The following is a 17133-nucleotide window of genomic DNA, read 5'->3' as shown; positions in this document are numbered from 1 at the left end:
TTTTCAAATTGCAGCAGCTCTATACAATAAGAAGAACCGACTTTGCCGTCCTTAGCAAAGGACGGCAAAAAGGGCATCCCCGCGGCAGATTATCCTGCCCGCAAGGATGCCCTTTGCTGCTATGCGGATTACCGCAGAATCCGCTCCGCAAACCGGGCGCCGAGCAGCTCATAGCCCTCGGCGTTCGGATGCAGGCCGTCCGGCAGGCGTACGCTGTCGGACACGCCGAACCAGGACAGGCCGTCGCGGTAGTGCATACGGCTGTCCCCCCGGGCCCGGAACACTTCGACGGTCCGGGCTATTTCTTCACGCATCATCGGGAGCGTGAAGCCCAGCTTGTTCGGCTCGGTCTCACGCTCCGAGCCGTAGATCGGCGAGATCACGAACAGCTGAGTGAGCGGATGCCGCTCGCGAATCGACAGCAGCATGCCGATGAGCGCCGGAGCGAAGACACGCGGGCTCAGCGTGGCGGCGCCGTAGACGTTCACGCCGACACAGAGCGTGATCAGATCGGCGGGAAGGCTGGCGATCAGCCGACCCGCCATCGAGCGCATTTTTCTCCAGAATCGCCGCCGATATGGAGTAGGACAGTCCTCCGGTCATCAGCACCGACAGCAGGATTACAGCCAGAAATGCGGTTTTGAGCTTGCTGCGGAATGATTGCTTGCGGAAAACTCCCAATTGTCTTCACGCCTTCCTGTAGATTCGTTGCCAGAGTTGTTTCTGTATGCTTTGATTATGTCACCCGGGGCCCTAATTCGACAATGACCGGCCGTTAGAATAGTGACTTTACCGCCTGTCGACAATTGGTTGACCGCCCCTCGCAGAAAGGCGCACAAAAAGCCAGCAGGAAACCGCGTTTCACGCGTTCCTGCTGGCTGTGTTGTTGTTATAGGCGGTTATAGGATCATCTGTGATGCACCTGCGAAAGTCTGGCGGTAAAGCAACATTTCAGTAGCGGGAATTACACCCGGTAAATCACTCTAATTCGATGTTAATATACCATTAAAAGGAAATTATCCCTCTAATTTTTGGCGAATTAGCTTTACTTCTTCTAACGCCAGATTTAGCGGGCGCATTTCCCTATAATGTCTCCCGTTATGTGATGGGCGTAAAATCAGCGGGCGTATTTCCCGTTATGGCTCTTAATACCTATTATATGCGCCAGGATCCAGGAGCCAGCCGCCAGGCGTCAGAGGCCAGAAGTCAGAAGTCAGAAGCCAGGAGCCAATTCGGTGCGATCCCGCAAGCCTCATCAGATTACCAAAGTAGTCGCATTAGAAATCACTAGAGGTTTAAGGTGAACCTGCCATGAACCTACAGCTGAATCAATTGATCCACCTTCACCGGCAGCCCGGTGGCCATGGAGCGGTTGGCGGCGATTCCTGTCATGATCGACCAGGCTCCATCCATATGGGAGGCTGCACGCCGAAACCGGTCTTCGGCAGGCCGTTCAAAAATATCCCGCAGCATCACCGGGTCGCCTCCCCCGTGACCGCCGATGCCTTCCTCAATCTCCACTTCATACGGTGCGGCAAATTGCGGATAGACAGTAATCTGCTTATCTTTTACCGCCCCCTCCAGTTCCTTGCCGCCTCCGGCATTGACATAGGATTGTTCTACGACCTTGACCTCCAGCCGCCCCTTGGTGCCGTTGAATACTACATTGAAGCCCTCCCACGGCAGATAAGCATTAAGCGAATAGTTCATAATCGTCTTATTCTTGTATTTGACCATTACACCCATCGTATCCTCAATGCTGATGTTATCGCCGAACACGCTCTGGTCACGCAAATACCCGTCTTCCTGCTCGGTATCCAAATACATCCGTTTCAGCTGCTCGTTATCTTTGAGATGGAGGGCAAACGGATCATTCTGCGCTGCTGCGCTGCCGTGCACCCGCTGGTAAAATTCGGTTACTCCCCGGTTCTCGGCATTTTCCCGGCCATAAAAGCGCAAATCGCCCATTGCAAAGACTGTATCCGGCTTAGAGTCCAGCCAAAAGTTCATGAGATCGAAATGGTGGGTAGACTTGTGAACCAGCAGGCCGCCGCTGTTGCGCTTATCGCGGTGCCATCTGCGGAAATAGTCCGCACCATGCTGTGTATTCAGCAGCCACTCGAAGTTGACGGACAGCACTTCACCAATAGTCCCTTCCATCAAGAGCTCGCGGATTTTGGTATTATGCGGTGCATAGCGGTAGTTGAAGGTCACCCGCAGCTTCTGCCCGGTGCGTTCGATCGCCTCAAGAATCTCCTGGCATTTCTCTACGTCCGTCGTCATCGGCTTCTCGGAGATCACATCACAGCCAAGCTCCATCGCCCGGATGATATAGCGGTGATGTGTGCGGTCAATGCTGGTTACAATCACGGCATCGGGCTGCGTTTCCGCAATCATCCGGTCAAATTCATTCGCTTTGTAGACAGGAACCTCATGGTATCCGTATTTCTCCACCAGCAGGGTGTTGGCATACGCCATTCTTGCTCCATTCACATCACAAAAGCCTACAATTTCAGAGGTTTCACGATAATTCGTGGTGATCTCACCATAAAAAAACTCCGCCCGGCCGCCGGTTCCTACGAAAGCATATTTCTTTTTGGACATAAGGATCACTCCATCACTTATTGATTTAAAAGCGTTTTCTTCCTATAGTGTATAGTATAAAATACATCTATTTCTAAGCATTATTTAGCGTTTTTTAGTGATACTATGCATATTTTAGCTTCTTATAGAGGAGGCGCGTGAAAAATGGAACCCCCGTTCATGATTGAACAAATTAAAAGGGCCGGAACCTTCAGTATGGATTCCGACCATTATCACGACAGCTATGAAATTTATTATCTGCTTGCAGGAGAGCGCAATTATTACATCAACAATCTGGTATATGCGCTGCGCAGCGGCGATCTGATCTTTATTAACCGCAACGAGCTTCACCGGACTGTAGCCAAAGGAACAAGCCGCCATGAGCGGATCCTGATCAATTTCCGGCATGACTTTCTTAACAGGCTGATGGAGCAACTCCCGCTGGAGCTTCCCTTTCTCAGTGGACAATGCCTGCTGCTGCGCCCGGATGCGCATGAACAGGGGATGATCGAGAACCTTCTCTTCGCCATGCTGGAGGAACAGAAGGCGGAGCGGGCGCAGCACATCCCCTTTATGCAGACCCTGCTGGTGCAGTTGCTCATCGGGATGAACCGGATACGGGAAAGGGCTCCGGACAGCATCGTTCCGGTGAACAATGACAAACAGCGCAAAACCTATGAGATTATCGAATATTTACAGACCCATTACGCCGAGAAGCTGACGATAACGGAGCTGTCGGATACCTTTTTTATCAGCAGCACCTATCTCTGCCGCCTATTTAAGCAAACCACCGGCTTCACCATTGTCGAGTACCTCAATACGGTCCGTGTCCAGGAGGCGCAGCGCCGTTTGCGGGATACGAATGACAGGGTCACAAAGATTGCCGAGGAGACCGGCTTTGACAGCATCGCTCATTTTGGACGTGTGTTTAAGGCAATCGCCCGGCGTTCGCCCCTGCAATACCGCAAGCAGAACCGCTGATGTCATTTGCATCCCCAAGAATAGCGGGAGCTGCCGCCAATCCAAAACGCACAAAACAATATCTGTCCTGATACACATGGATGTCCGGTTTCAAATCCTTGTCTGTCCAGCCCGGCTTATCCCTGTAGCTGTCCGGCCCTACCTTGTATACTTCGCCTTTAATATGATGGTGGGGTCCCAGCAGATTGCGGCAGCTGCCGGTCAGCACCAGTACAATTTCATTTACTCCGGGCTGCAAATAAGTGGTAATATCAGCTTCATACGGTTCCCACAGGAAGGTTCGTACCTCGGCCCTGTTAATGAACAGCTTGGTTACAACCGCATCCGGTGCAGAGTGAAACTGAAAGGTCCATTGAGCTCCGGTTGTTTCTTCTCCCCCCAGTTCAAACGTCTGAAATAAATGAATGCTTCCCGCGAAGAACGGAAATCCCTGCTGTGCGAGATCGCCGGTGCATGCCCGCTCTGGAGCTTCAGTCAGTGTAAAGGGTCCTCCGGTCCATAGCGCCCTGCGTTCGGTCTCTTCAAAAAGCTCCGCAGCTTCCACACCGAAGGAGCCCAGCAGATAGATGCTTTCTATTTCCTGGTCCAGCGTCAGATTGTTCCCTTCGGCTTCAAATTGCTTGGCCCGCTCCAGCTTGTCGTTGAGCTCGGCAGAATGCCTGAACATCCCCTTCAGGGTAATGACATTGCTGCCCCGGATGGCCAACCCTACTATATCAATCTTCTGCAGGGAAGAATCCCTCCACCAGCCGCAGCTTGCACTGGAGACTGCACTTCCGTTCAACAGGATTTCCAGTTCCTCAGGCTGTTCAAGCACCAGATACAGCTCCCGCGGACGCTTAGGATCAAAGGCCACCTGAAAAACAAATTCCAATTCAAACGCAACAGACCGGCCATAAGCCAACAACTGCTCCTGAATGAAAATCACCGGCTGCGTTTTCGACCATGCTCCGCCTTCCACCCGCAGCCGGGCGGAGTCCAGCGTTAAGCTGTTAAGATCCGCATAGGCAATGTCCCACTCCGGGGCGAGTTCCAGCCGTGTGCATGCTTCCACTCTGCTAGGCGGATACGGCAGCTCTGTTTCTTCTGTTATTTCCTCTTCCACCGTTGAACCTAACTTCCCAGCTGCAACAGTTGCTTCCGGCAACGGATCGAGCTTCAGCATGTAGGAACCTCCGGCATACAGCGGTAGCCGCAGCCGGACACCATCCTCCCGGATCTCCTGTCTGAGCACGTGAAGGCTCCCCGTCTCCAGATCAATCAGTGAAACGGTGCCGGGCCTGGACACTTCCATATGCAACATCGGATAGGACTTCTCACCGGAATTCACGATATAACAGAGCACCGCGCCCTCCAGTTCCAGTGTCCGCACATTAAGCGTATCCACCGCAATTGCCGTTCCGTCTTCCTCCGTAATGTGCAGGAACGGCCGGGAAGCAGCGGATACGGCGTGGCCTATCTCATCACGGCTCCATTCGGGATGGACCGCAGCCTGCATGAGGTCTGCAAGTCCGCCATCATGCTCCCCGTTCACCAGCACAGGATAGGGGTCGAAGGCTATCAAGTGGCCGCCTTGGGAGACGAACTGCTCCAGCAGCTGAGCAGTTGCCGTATCCAGCGTGAGGCTTGGCGGAACAATAACCACGCGGTATGCTGCCTCACCAACCCACAAACAGCCGCCGCTGACCCGGCCATGGCCGGCAAGGATGCTTTCGCTGCCGTAATCATGCTCGATCAGGCTCTGGCACAGCCACCGGGACAGCTGCGCGAACGCCTCATGAAAGGGAACCACCGCCGAAGAGTCAGCACCGCGCTGCAGGGTCCAGGCTGTGCGCACCGGATGCAGCAGCAGCACCTCCGCCCGGCCTTTGCCCTCCGCCAGCAGCAGGGACAGCCGGGCGAAGTAGTCATTAAAGCCTTTGTAGTCCTCCCACCAGGGCTGCTGGTAGTACAAGGAAGGCGGGTAGTCCCGCTTCCGCAGGCCCCGCAGCGTATAGCCCTGCAAATGCTGGCACATCAGATTGATGCCGTGCACGAACTGCCACTCCCCGATCTTCCGCAGATCGGCGAAGCTGATGTTCCAGCCCGAGCACCCGTAGCTCTCGGTGATCGCGCGTTTCTTGCCCAGCTGGCGGGCCGCCGAGCTCACCTGCTTCGGCACCAGGGCATCACTGCCGACGAACCGGCCCAGCCAGTCGCATCCGGGAATTTGCAAATGCTCATAGAAGGCCATGGGATCGCCGACAGAGGTCACCTGATGCATCAGTTCCTGCTCATCGACAACATGTCCCGTTGCTGACCAGCCTTTATCCGCACACCAATCGCCGATTTGTTTAGCATACGCCTGGGTGAACATAAAGGTCACAGTTTCCCAATAGTCATAGCGGGCTTTGCGGCAGCCTTCCGTTTCCAGGAACAAGGCGGGAAGAATCTCCTTCACATCATAACCCCAGCGGGAGGCGAAGCGCTCCTCCAGCTCGAAGGACCAGGGAAGTCCGCCGCGTCCAAACTGCGGTTCGTCGGTGAACACACCGTGTAGCTCCGCCCCGTAATCTGCGCCAAATTGCTCCCAATACCGTTCGTAGGTCGTCGTGATAAATTCCTGTACAGCCATTTCACTAAGCGTATCTGTATAATACGGATTCACCTCATAGCAGATGCGCAGATCGGCATTCGCCTCCTCATCCGCAGCCAGAAGAATGTACCCCTGCCCTTCTGCTCCACGGGCATAGCATGCAATCATCCGCTCCGCCGCACTCTGGAAGGGAGCCTGCTCATAAACCAGCCTCTTCTGCTGGTAAGGCAGTCCCTTGGCTGGAACCTCTCCTCCCGCGAAGCCGCTGGGCCAGCCGTTCTCATCATAGAACCAGGCGTGCATCCCCAGCTCAAGGCTCTTCTCAATGGAGATACGGATGGCGTCCATCCATTCCTCACTCATGTAAGGCGTCTGCAGCCCGCCGCGGGCATGCATGAAAAAACCGCCAATGCCGACTTTATGCATCTCTTCAATCTGCCGCTCCAACTCCTTCTTCTCCAGCCTGTCATTCCAGGACCAGAGGGGGAGCGGGCGGTACTCCGCCGGCGGATTCTCCAGATGATTCCATATCTTCGTCATCGGACAATCAGCCTTTCAAGCAGAGCGCGATCAGATCATCCACATGCGCGGTTGCCAAACATTCAATCGTGTCCGCTGAGCCGTAGTAGATTTTGACCTCGCCGCTCTCTTCCAGAATCATCCCGCCCGGAAAAATAACATTATTGCGGAAACCTCCGTCGGTTTCATAACTGGCCTCCGGCGCCAGCAAAGGTTCCTTGCTCATGCCGATAATCCGCTTCGGGTTCTCCAGATCAAGCAGCATGATGCCTGCCGTATACCGTTTCTTCCAGGTAGGCTCCCAGCCATGCTTTCCGCGGGAAGGATCTACATCCACCGCATGGAAGGTCGTCAGCCAGCCTTTGTCCGTCTTCACCGGAGGCGCAGCCGGTCCCACCTTGTCATTGGCGAATGGCACATGCTCTACCCCAAAGAGCAGATCGGCATTCCCCCAGTATTTCAAATCGGGGGATTCAGCAATCCAGGTGTCAAAACGATCCTTGCCGCCCCGGCTGTACACGGTGAAGGGGCGTTCCAGACGGACATAGTTTCCGCCGATCTTCTCGGGGAACAGCACCATATTGCGCAAATCCGGCGACGACAGGCTGAGGATCTCAAATTCCTCAAAGTCATCCGTCACCGCAATACCGCCGCGGATGCCATGCTTCGTATCCACTGCAAAACACATATAGCAGCGTCCGTCAATGACGGTTAACCGGGGATCATAGGCCCGGATGATTTCCTCATCATGCAGCCTGAAGCATTTCTTCGGACTGGCCTCCCAGTGGATGCCGTCCTCGCTGAAAGCAATCCCGAGGTCTGTCGTATGATGCGGCTCAATGGTCTGATTGCTCAGGGAACCATAGTCATTTCGGAAGACCATCACATACTTGCCTTTGAATTTGGTCACTCCAGCGTTGAATACAAGTGCGGTAGGATAAGGTACGCGCGCAGCATCGAGCACCGGATTGCCGGGGTAGCGCTGAATCAGCGGACTGGATGTAAGGATTGTTGGTACCTGAACTGTCATAATATAAACCTCCTGGTTGTTGCTTGAAGTATTAAAAGTAGTATCAAACTCATTGTTAGACGTATTTTCGAGATAGTTCCACGCTGTCCGGAAGGAATGCTCCTATCCTTTCAGGGACCCTGCCGTCATCTGCATAAAGGACTTGTTGGCGAACACATAAGCCACCAGAATTGGTAGAATGGACAAGCAGGCCCCCGCCATCATATAGTGGGTCTGCGAAGCGGCGGAAATGCCGTATTTCAGATTAGCCAGGCCGACAGTCAACGTTTGCAGCTCCGGCTTCGTCATCGTGAATACAAGCGGCAGCAGATATTCATTCCAGGCACCGCGGAAGGTGAACAACGCGCCGACGCCGAGGCCGGGGCCAAGCAGCGGCAGGATGATGGTCCAGAAGGTGCGGCCAAGCGAGCTGCCGTCGATCCGCGCGGCCTCATCCAGCTCCCGGGGAATGCCCTTCATAAAGCTGAGCAGGATAAAGAAGATTGAGGCATGCGCGGAAATCAGGATCAGTATGACTCCCCATAAGGAGCTGTGCAGATGCAGCTTCACCATCAGATCGAACTGCGGGCGCAGCACTACCGCGCCGACGGCAACAAACATCGTGAAGGACTGCATACCGATATAGATCCTCTTGCCGAAAAACTCCAGACGGTCCACCACATAAGCTGCCATGGAGGAGACCACCAGAGTGCCCACTACCACCGAGAGGGACACAATTAGACTGTTCATCGTATATGTGGAGAAATTAGCTTGCTTCCAGGCCTCCAGGTAGTTAGAAAACTGCCATTTGCTTGGCAGGAAGGTCGCACCCGTAGTCAGCTCACTGTTCGTTTTGAACGAGCCGAGAATAGTGATTACGACAGGAATTAAAGTAATAAAGGCGAACACCAGCAAAAAGCACCATAATGACGTCTTTCCCAATACCGTTTTGGTTCTCATGTCACATCTCTCCTCAATCGATCCGATTCATTCGCCGGGACGCATAGAAATAAATGATGGAAATCATCCCTACGATAAGCGCAGAAACGAACGCGACCGCACTGCCGTATCCAAACTCCTGCACCTGGGTTGAGGCTGCGCCGCCGCCGACAGGAAAGAACAGCTTATACAAGTACAGGAACATCACTTCCGTCTTGCCCGCAGGTCCGCCTTCCGTCAGCACCATAATGCTCTCATAGCCCTTCAGTGCGTTGATGATTGCCAGCATAATGACCATCTGCAGGACCGGACCGAGCATCGGCAGAGTAATGAACCGGAACTGCTGTATTTTATTGGCTCCATCCAAAGCGGAGCTCTCATAAACATCCTCGGGTATATTCTGCAGTCCGGCTAGAAACAGCAGCATGTAATTGCCCACCGCGCCCCACACAGCGACAAGAATGACCGTAAGCATGGCATGTTTCGGTCCGAGCCAGTCAATGCCGGAGGATGTAATGTTAAATTTGATCAGGAACTGGTTAAGAATCCCGTTGTAAGAATTAAATATGGTAAAAAAGACCACGGCCATGACAGCTGTACTGATCACCGTAGGCATGAAAAAGATAGCCCGCAGCACCTGTCTGCCTCTGAGTTTACGGTTCAGAATCGCAGCCAGCAGCAATGAAAGCGGGATGGAGAGCAGTAGCTTGCCTCCCGCATATACAAAAGTGTTGACAACCGAGTCCCAAAACTGGGTATCCTGCAGAATCCGGGTAAAATTATCTAAACCGATGAAGCGGGCCGTTCCATAGCCTTTGTAATTGTAGAACATGTAGCGGAATGCCCAGGCAATCGGATAGATGCCCAGCACCAGTGTGAGCAGTGCGCTGGGCAGCAGATAGCTGTAAGCAAAAACAGCGTTTTTGGTTTTGCGCATAGGATCTCTCCAGACTCCTTTCCTGTCTTGCTGTATATAGATAAGGATGGGGAGAGCCTCCCCCTCCTTATCCGATCTCTACATCATCGTGGCAGTGAACTTACTTGGCGAATTTCCCGCCAAGCTTAGCCGGGTCAAAACCAGCGTCCGGTTCGGCTTTCAGACCGTCGTTCTTCATCGCATCGTCAAGCGCCGCATTGTACCGTTTGTTCAGATCTGTGATGATAGCATCCAGATCGCCGCCGTTTAGCATGTACTTGAAGAACGCGTCATCCGATTTCATACCCTCCGGCGCAACAGTAGGATAGACCGGCCATACGCCGTCATATTTGTTTGGCAGGAAGCCTTCGATTCCGTTGACCTCCGGCGTCTTTGCTGCGGCGCTGATGGAAGGCACCATCGAGATGCCGTAGCCTTTTTCCTGATACGCTGTAAGCATCTGATCGCTGTACATGAATTCCATGAACTTCCATGCGGCATCCTTATGCTCCGATTTGGAGCTCAGCGCAAGCCATTGTCCACCGAGGAAACCGGAAGCCCCCTTCACATTGCCGTCAATCGTTGGAGCGGGAGCCGCAGCCCAGTCGATTTTGGCCGGAAACTGTGTGCTGTATACGCCAGGCTCCGAGGAGAAGCTCAGATACATTCCGATCTTACCTTCGGCAAACTGTGCCCGCAGCGGGTCAATATCCAGCGACTCAACACCCGGCAGCATGCTCCCGTTATCCTTGATCTGCTTGAAAGATTCAATGATCGGCTTGAAGCCGCTGAAGTCAAACCTGGCCGTCTTGAAGTCATACCCGAAACCGCCATAACCGCTCATTTCAGCAATGACCCGTGAAGAGCGTCCAAGCGCACTGGGCGGATTCTTAAAGTTCTGGGCGAAGCCATACGCACCATCCGCTTTCCCCGCTTCGGTCAGCTTTTTGGCGGTGTCCACCAATTCCTTCAGGGTCGTTGGCGGGTTCTGGATGCCCGCTTTGGCGAACAGGTCTTTGTTATAGATGAGACGCATCGTCGTTCCATAGTTGGGAAGGCTGTAGCGCTTGCCGTCAAATGTGTTCAGATCGACCATTTCCGGAAATTTCGCTTTCAGCTCCTCACTCAGGTACTCGTCAATCGGAGCCAGATACTCCTTTTTATAAAAGGTGCCAATCGTATTCTCCTTCACCCGGATGATGTCCGGGGCGTCGGAGGTCTGGAATGAAAGATCTAGTGCGGTATCGAAATCATCACCCTTGACGACCAGTTCCACCTCGATGCCGTCGGTGTTCGTTTCATTGAACTCGGCCACCTTTTCTTTCACAAATTCGGCGTCATGGCGATCTCCCGTCCAATAGCTGATTTTGGTCTTTTCTCCCGGTGCTGATCCGCCTGGCTCTCCGGATTTATCCGTAGTATCGGAATTGCCGCATGCGGTCAGGCCGAATGCCAATACTACGCTTGATGCAGTCAGAAGCAGTTGTTTCCTCATTGCTGTTAGCCCCCTTATATTTCAATACTGATTCCCTACACCTTGATTATAGGGCAGCTCCATAATCTGCATAATGCGGGTAATCCCACATTAAGGGCAGCTTTCTGCTGAAATAATGCCAAACGGGGATGAATCTCCGCTGTATAAGCAGATCGTTCATCCCCGTGGTGTTGACAAATATGTTGAGGCCAGGTTACGCAAGCAGACGCGATTCACCCGGCATCAACCTTTGCCCAGATAAGATATTTTAAACTCCGAAGGTGTCATATCGGTGGACTTCTTGAACACCTCACTGAAATAGCGGCGGTGCTCGTAGCCCAGCTCTATGGCGATTTCCTGCACCTGCATGCCTTCAATCAGCATACTTTTAGCCTTCTCCATCTTTTCATGCGTGACAAACTGCTGAAAGGAAATGCCCGCTACCTTCTTGAACAGGTTAGAGAAATATCCCTGGCTCAAATTGATCTGCTTCGCCACCTGCTCCAGTGTCAGGCTGGTATGGAGATTTGCACAGATATACGCTTTTGCCCGATGAATAATCAGAGTGGACTCCATGGAACGCTCCTCTTCAATCCAGCGGCAGCCTTCCGCACACAACCCTTCCAGCAGCGTGCGTATCTCCTGCAGAGAAGGGGAATGCTGGTTCCTCAGCCGGTTCACCTGCTGCTCTAGTGGCTGAACCTTCTCGTAGGGGAACAATTCCAGCATAACCCGGCAGATTTTGAACGCCAGCTCATAACCGATGTTCTCTACGTACTGCGGCTCGGGCAGCGGGTCCAACTGCAGCAGCTCGTCAAAAATATGCCGCAGCACCTGCTGGCTTTTGTCGCGGTTGCCCGAACGGAGCGCGAACAGAAATTCCTGTTCAGCAGCAACGGAATAATTGTTCACGGACCGGGGTTTATGGACGATACTGGAATAACTGTACACAGCATTTCCGTCTGTATAGAAATGATAAGCCAGCGCGCTGAGCGCCTGTGCGTAGGAATCCGCAAGCTCATGTACCGTTGATACGCAAAGTCCCGTTCCTACCGAGATCGTACACCGGGAATATCGGCTGATATTCGCACAGCAAGCCTCCGCAATCTGCTCGGCAGTACCGGGATCCTCCCCGTTCATCACACAAACGTAACGGTTCGTTGCCTCCCGGAAGATAATCCCCCGCGTCCGGGAGCGTATCGTCTCCTCCAGTATATTTTGCAGGCTGAAGCGGACAAGCTCGATCTCCTGCACCGGCTGGCTGCCGAACTTCTCAGAAAAATGATCAATCTCCGCGATAAATACGATGAAATTCTCCTGATTCAGCGGAATCCCTAAATACTCCCAGCGGGATTTCGCGCTATGTTCCGTGGTCTGATGCTGCATCAGAAAGGTCAGATACTCCTGGCGGAGAATCGGCAGACTTTCTTTGATTTTGGCTTCCATTTCCCTGACTTTCTCCTGCTCCTCACGCTCCTGCAAGCATATCGCCTTGGCCTTCAGCACCACATTCACAATCTCTTCGAGTGAAAACGGCTTTTTGACAAAATCCATCGCCCCGAGGCGGATCGCCTGCTGCGCATAAGAAAACTCTGAATATGCGCTGAGGATAATGATTTTGCACTGGGGCGCAAATTCCAGAATTGCCCGGGTCATCTCAAGCCCGTCCATGCGCGGCATCCGGATGTCCGTAAGCACGATATCAGGCTTGCACCCGCGGATCATCTGCAGTCCTTCTTCGCCATCGAGCGCTGTCCCTGCCACTTCAATGCCGTGCTTTTGCCAGTCCGGCTTGCGGGCAATCATATCCACCACACTTCGGATATCATCGATAACACAAATTTTGAGCAGCCTAGGCACTCTATATTCCATAGCTTCCTCCCTCCCCCCTCAGCGGGCTGAGCGGTATCCATAAATCAGTGCGGGAGCCAGCGCCCGGTTCACCGGACAGCTCCATCCGCGCCTCACCGCCGTAATATAACATCAGCCTATGCCTGATATTGACCAGTGCATAGCCTTTTTTGGAAACTTCACGTTTGTGCATTCCTTGCTCCACCTTCACAACATCCATTCCCTTGCCGTTGTCCTCCACCACAATATGCAGCATGGAATGCTCCGTGGAAATCCGCACTTGAATGACACCGCCCCTTCGGCGGTCCGCAAAGCCGTGCTGGATGCTGTTCTCCACAATCGGCTGCAGCAGGATCTTGGGGACCGGGAAGGACAACAGCTCTTCTTCTCCGATATCAACATTGTACTGGAACAGATCTTCATAGCACTTTTGCTGGATGGCGCAATACTGCTGCACATGGGAAAGCTCGTCCTCCAGCGGAATCAGATCCTTGCCGCCGCTGAGGCCCAGCTGGAACATTTGCGACAAGGCCAGAATCATCTCGTTTACATCGTCATTTTCACCCATCACCGATTTGCAGTAGATCGTATTCAGCGTATTGTAGAGAAAATGCGGTTCCATCTGGGCTGTCAGCGCCCGGATTTCGGCATGGCGTTTGCCCTCCTCGTTCTGTCGCACATCCTCGATCAGGCTTTTGATTTCGGTCATCATCCGGTTAAACTGGAAGCCAACCTGGGCAATCTCGTCATTATATTTGCTCTCATAAGACACACTTAGCTGGTTCTCCTCCACCCTGCGCATCAGTCTGCTCAGCTTGAAGAGCGGCTTAAGGAGGGCGGCTGTCAGTTTGTTCGAGAAAAACCATGTGGTCAGCAGAAACACCAGAATGACATATAGAATTGTCCGCTGCACACCCTTCAGCTGTCCGAGAAGCTGATCCTTGGACTGTATCCCGGCCAGGATCCAGTTCGGCGCAATTGTCGATTGCTTATAATTGACCAGATAATCTTCTCCGTCAAAAGGGTAAAAGAAATTCCCCTCGCTACCAGTGGTGCTGTCACGCAGAAATGCCGGGTCCTTCGGCGGCTCCTCGCGGGTGAACCCGCCGCTCTGCACCACCGCTTCGCCTTCCTTGTTCAGCAGCAGGTATTCCCGGTCATTGCCGGAGCTGTTCTGATTCAGCAGCGAGGTAATCCGGTTCTCCCGGAGGTTGACGACGATGAACACATTCGTAATCGGCGTATGCTCATATATTCCCCGCACCACAAAAGAAACGACACGCTGATTGCCTGTAAACAGCCGGTCGTAATGGGCTTTGGCCCAATAACCGCCGGGATTTTTTTTACTGTTGTCGTACAGCTCCGAGCCGTAAAATGAATGATCTTGCGCCCGCACCTGCGTTGTCGAGTAGAAATCGCCGATTGGCGTTGCAATAAGAACGTTCTCAATAATCGGTTCATTGAAGGTGGCCTGGGAGAGAACATACTGCATTTCCGACAAATGGACATAGTAATTTTTCACATCATGAGCCTGAACATCGATCATCATCTGCCTGTAGGCATCACTCAGCATCAGCGATTGTACCGACATGGCCACATCATTCAGTCTGTAATCGAGCAGCTGCATGGTCTTGTCCACCGTTTCCCTGCTGGTCTCAAAGGCGTTGTTCTGAATTTCCTTCCCGGCAATCCGGTAGGTTAACAATCCCATCGCACTGATTGATAGCGTTATCAACAGAATGAAAGAGAACAGCACTCTCTGTTTGATGGATATCTGATAAAATCTGTCGCTAAGCTTCTCCCGGATCAGCCCGCCCCACCTTCTCGGGGATTTCATGGAGGCACCCGCCCCTTCCTACAGCAGAAATTTCGCCAGTTCGCCGGCTACCAGCCGGTGCCCCTGTTCATTGGGATGATTCACATAGGACAGCAGATCTTCGAGTTCGCCTCCACCGTCGATGTAGGTCTGGAAGGCGGCGAAGCTGTCACATAATCCGACCTTGTATTCTTCAGCGAGCTGCCGGATCTGCCCGGCGTGCTCCAGCAAGGAATGCCAAGCTTCGTTTCCTGTACCATACGACCGATCCCAGGTAGGTGTCAACAGGATGACTTGGTTCCTTGTTCAAGTGAGGCTTGTCCATGGCATACAATATTTAAAGTCCGGTTCTCCGGCCATTGCCGTTTCAGTTCCTTCTTCAATTCCTTTAAATAGTTGTCCGGGCTAGTAGTGTTACTCTCCACATCTGTTCCTCCTTCAGTAATAACAACCTGGAAAATCAGTGATTTCTCGCATTTCCCATCTTACTCCACATTCTTTTGAAGTCAACATAAAAAGAATACCATTGTTGTTTTCTCTTTATTTCATACAAGTGGAAATTGCTGCGCCTATTGAACGTTGAGCCAAATAAATGTCCAGCTTCCCAAAAAAATAGAGCATACCGTCCTATGCGGACAGCAGCTCTATTTCATGGGCAAAACTTCTTCTGAGCAGCCTTAGCATATCCCGCTCTTCTCCACAACACTCAGCCATTCCTTGGCGATCAGATCATGCCCGGCAGTCGTCGGGTGAACGCCATCCCACAGCCAGTAGGCTGCCTCTGCTCTCTCCACAGCTGCGTTGAAAGCATCCTGCAGCGGAACATGCACGGTGCCGAATTGCTGCGAAAGCTCGCGGACAACCCCCTGATAATGGCTGATCCATTTGGACCATCCACTCCAGTCTTCCGCGGGTGCTCCGGTATTCAGGATAAACGGCTCGACCAGCACCAGCTTCGTATCCGGCAGCACTTCGCGCGTCTCTTCCAGCACATGGCGGTAAGCACGTTCGTAACGGTCGGTGCAGCCGCCCGGCTCGCCCTTCATCATTCTCCAAATATCGTTGACCCCGATCAGGATGCTGAGAATATCCGGCTGCAGATAGATCGCATCCTCATTCCAACGGGCATACAGATCGGAGATCCGGTCACCGCTCACTCCGCGGTTGTAGAACATAGGCTGCTGCTCAGCCAGCTCATTGCCCAGCTTGCCGCCAATGATGTAGGCATAGCCATGCCCCAGAATATGATTGGGATCGTTATCGCGGCCACGGTTGCCGTCGGTGATGGAATCTCCCTGAAACAGAATAACTTTGTTTGGCTTAGCAAATGAAATAGACATCCAGCTCACCCTTCAACTATTATAATTAGATAGATTTGGCACTATCTATAATTTTACCGTAATTGCGGCCGATCCTTCAATGATTTGTGATGCTGCTATGCAATGTGATAGGATTTAGCAAATGACATGGAAGGGAATGGAACAAGAATGAAGTATAGAAGATTAGGCAATACAGGCCTTAAGGTCAGTGAGATCGGCCTGGGCAGCTGGCTTACTTACGGAACAGCCGCAGAGCAGAAAGCAGCGGACGCCTGCGTGGCCAAAGCTTTTGAATGCGGTATCAATTTCTTCGATACCGCCAATGCCTACAACCGCGGGGAAGGCGAGAAGGCGATTGGCGCAGCTCTCCGCTCCTACCAGCGGTCGGATTATGTGCTCAGCACCAAGGTGTTTTTCCCGATGGGAGACGGGGTGAACGACCGGGGGCTTTCCCGCAAGCATATTATGGAGCAATGCGAGGCCAGCCTGAAGCGTCTCGGAACCGATTACATTGATGTGTATTTCTGCCACCGCTTTGACAAGGATACGCCGGTGGAAGAAACCTTGCGCGCGCTGGATGACCTTACAGCCCAAGGTAAAATCCTCTATTCCGCAGTCAGCGAATGGAGCGCGGCGCAAATCGCCCGTGCCGGAGGCATCAGCCGCAGGCTGAATCTCCGCCCGTTGGCCTCCAATCAGCCGATCTACAATATGTTCGAGCGTTATATCGAAGAAGAGGTACTTGAGGTATCGGGGCAGGAAGGACTGGGACAAGTCGTCTTCTCGCCGCTCGCCCAGGGCATTCTGACCGGCAAATACAAGCCGGGACAACAGCCTCCGGCCGGGACACGCGGCGCAGACGATTCAGTGAACGGCGTCATCCGCAGCTATCTGCGCGACGATGTCCTTGGCGTCGTTGCCCAGTTGGATGACCTGGCGGCCAGCCTCGGCCTGAAGCTCTCACAGCTGGCGCTGGCCTGGGTACTCCGCCAGCCAGGTGTCAGCTCTGCACTGATCGGAGCCAGCAAGCCCGGCCAGGTTGAAGAGAATGCACAGGCCTCCGGCATTCTCCTCCAGCAGGAAACGCTGGAGACCATCGACGGCCTGCTCCGCCAGGTGGCCGATTTCGCACCGGCGAGATAGAGAAGCTG

14 protein-coding genes are annotated in these 17133 nt (G+C 53.1%); 2 read left to right on the top strand and 12 right to left on the bottom strand.

What is annotated here, in order from left to right; all coding sequences use genetic code 11:
- Positions 1-128: 128 nt before the first annotated feature.
- Both H70357_RS35790 and H70357_RS08720 read right to left on the bottom strand, forming a co-directional pair.
- Positions 129-545 carry a GDSL-type esterase/lipase family protein gene (locus tag H70357_RS35790; protein WP_038587991.1) on the bottom strand — a complete coding sequence of 139 codons (417 nt, stop codon included), beginning with the start codon at positions 543-545 and terminating at the stop codon, positions 129-131.
- A gap of 772 nt (positions 546-1317) precedes the next feature.
- Positions 1318-2604, bottom strand: a complete 1287-nt coding sequence (locus H70357_RS08720) for a Gfo/Idh/MocA family protein (RefSeq protein ID WP_038587988.1) — start codon at positions 2602-2604, stop codon at positions 1318-1320.
- A 144-nt stretch (positions 2605-2748) separates the two neighbouring features.
- On the opposite strand from H70357_RS08720, the gene H70357_RS08715 reads away from it, so the two are divergent.
- On the top strand, positions 2749-3564 hold the full coding sequence (locus tag H70357_RS08715; protein WP_038587985.1) for an AraC family transcriptional regulator: 816 nt from the start codon (positions 2749-2751) through the stop codon (positions 3562-3564).
- Here H70357_RS08715 and H70357_RS08710 read toward each other — a convergent pair.
- From H70357_RS08710 to H70357_RS08670, 10 genes are all read right to left on the bottom strand, one after another.
- Positions 3512-6679 (bottom strand): glycosyl hydrolase, encoded by a 3168-nt coding sequence (locus H70357_RS08710; protein ID WP_038587983.1) that lies wholly within the window; start codon positions 6677-6679, stop codon positions 3512-3514. The two genes, H70357_RS08715 and H70357_RS08710, sit on opposite strands and share 53 nt — an antisense overlap.
- A 7-nt stretch (positions 6680-6686) precedes the next feature.
- Positions 6687-7688, bottom strand: a complete 1002-nt coding sequence (locus H70357_RS08705; RefSeq protein WP_038587980.1) for a glycoside hydrolase family 130 protein — start codon at positions 7686-7688, stop codon at positions 6687-6689.
- 102 nt (positions 7689-7790) lie between these two features.
- Positions 7791-8627: a carbohydrate ABC transporter permease gene (locus H70357_RS08700; protein ID WP_038587977.1), complete on the bottom strand. Its 837-nt coding sequence runs from the start codon at positions 8625-8627 to the stop codon at positions 7791-7793.
- Between the two features lie 13 nt (positions 8628-8640).
- The gene (locus tag H70357_RS08695) at positions 8641-9543 is read right to left on the bottom strand and encodes a carbohydrate ABC transporter permease (protein ID WP_038587974.1); all 903 of its coding nucleotides are present in this window, start codon (positions 9541-9543) and stop codon (positions 8641-8643) included.
- A gap of 100 nt (positions 9544-9643) precedes the next feature.
- Positions 9644-11017: an ABC transporter substrate-binding protein gene (locus H70357_RS08690; protein ID WP_038587970.1), complete on the bottom strand. Its 1374-nt coding sequence runs from the start codon at positions 11015-11017 to the stop codon at positions 9644-9646.
- A 222-nt stretch (positions 11018-11239) separates the two neighbouring features.
- The gene (locus H70357_RS08685; protein WP_038587967.1) at positions 11240-12868 is read right to left on the bottom strand and encodes a response regulator; all 1629 of its coding nucleotides are present in this window, start codon (positions 12866-12868) and stop codon (positions 11240-11242) included.
- Positions 12858-14684: a sensor histidine kinase gene (locus H70357_RS08680; RefSeq protein ID WP_052091918.1), complete on the bottom strand. Its 1827-nt coding sequence runs from the start codon at positions 14682-14684 to the stop codon at positions 12858-12860. The genes H70357_RS08685 and H70357_RS08680 overlap by 11 nt, the downstream gene beginning before the upstream one ends.
- Before the next feature lie 18 nt (positions 14685-14702).
- Positions 14703-14948 (bottom strand): SGNH/GDSL hydrolase family protein, encoded by a 246-nt coding sequence (locus tag H70357_RS08675; protein WP_052091917.1) that lies wholly within the window; start codon positions 14946-14948, stop codon positions 14703-14705.
- Positions 14945-15088, bottom strand: a complete 144-nt coding sequence (locus H70357_RS35785) for a hypothetical protein (RefSeq protein WP_156130836.1) — start codon at positions 15086-15088, stop codon at positions 14945-14947. Before H70357_RS35785 ends, H70357_RS08675 begins: the two co-directional genes overlap by 4 nt.
- Positions 15089-15340: 252 nt before the next feature.
- Entirely contained in the window at positions 15341-16003 is a 663-nt protein-coding gene (locus tag H70357_RS08670) for an SGNH/GDSL hydrolase family protein (protein ID WP_038587964.1), read from the bottom strand.
- Positions 16004-16150: 147 nt separating this feature from the next.
- Between H70357_RS08670 and H70357_RS08665 the strand changes: the two genes are divergently transcribed.
- Positions 16151-17125: an aldo/keto reductase family protein gene (locus H70357_RS08665; RefSeq protein ID WP_038599023.1), complete on the top strand. Its 975-nt coding sequence runs from the start codon at positions 16151-16153 to the stop codon at positions 17123-17125.
- Positions 17126-17133: the final 8 nt, after the last annotated feature.

This window comes from Paenibacillus sp. FSL H7-0357, assembly GCF_000758525.1.
In the GTDB taxonomy this organism is placed as follows: Bacteria; Bacillota; Bacilli; order Paenibacillales; family Paenibacillaceae; genus Paenibacillus_AQ.
The sequence above is the reverse complement of the archived record's forward strand: the minus strand, read 5'-3'. Positions and strand labels throughout refer to the sequence as shown.

What these genes read in the sequence shown, in the direction of transcription:
- H70357_RS35790 (WP_038587991.1), bottom strand. Translation starts at nt 545, where the DNA reads ATGGCGGGTCGGCTGATCGCCAGCCTTCCCGCCGATCTGATCACGCTC.
- H70357_RS08720 (WP_038587988.1), bottom strand. Translation starts at nt 2,604, where the DNA reads ATGTCCAAAAAGAAATATGCTTTCGTAGGAACCGGCGGCCGGGCGGAG.
- H70357_RS08715 (WP_038587985.1), top strand. Translation starts at nt 2,749, where the DNA reads ATGGAACCCCCGTTCATGATTGAACAAATTAAAAGGGCCGGAACCTTC.
- H70357_RS08665 (WP_038599023.1), top strand. Translation starts at nt 16,151, where the DNA reads ATGAAGTATAGAAGATTAGGCAATACAGGCCTTAAGGTCAGTGAGATC.
- H70357_RS08685 (WP_038587967.1), bottom strand. Translation starts at nt 12,868, where the DNA reads ATGGAATATAGAGTGCCTAGGCTGCTCAAAATTTGTGTTATCGATGAT.
- H70357_RS08670 (WP_038587964.1), bottom strand. Translation starts at nt 16,003, where the DNA reads ATGTCTATTTCATTTGCTAAGCCAAACAAAGTTATTCTGTTTCAGGGA.
- H70357_RS08710 (WP_038587983.1), bottom strand. Translation starts at nt 6,679, where the DNA reads ATGACGAAGATATGGAATCATCTGGAGAATCCGCCGGCGGAGTACCGC.
- H70357_RS08700 (WP_038587977.1), bottom strand. Translation starts at nt 8,627, where the DNA reads ATGAGAACCAAAACGGTATTGGGAAAGACGTCATTATGGTGCTTTTTG.
- H70357_RS08695 (WP_038587974.1), bottom strand. Translation starts at nt 9,543, where the DNA reads ATGCGCAAAACCAAAAACGCTGTTTTTGCTTACAGCTATCTGCTGCCC.
- H70357_RS08705 (WP_038587980.1), bottom strand. Translation starts at nt 7,688, where the DNA reads ATGACAGTTCAGGTACCAACAATCCTTACATCCAGTCCGCTGATTCAG.
- H70357_RS08690 (WP_038587970.1), bottom strand. Translation starts at nt 11,017, where the DNA reads ATGAGGAAACAACTGCTTCTGACTGCATCAAGCGTAGTATTGGCATTC.
- H70357_RS08680 (WP_052091918.1), bottom strand. Translation starts at nt 14,684, where the DNA reads ATGAAATCCCCGAGAAGGTGGGGCGGGCTGATCCGGGAGAAGCTTAGC.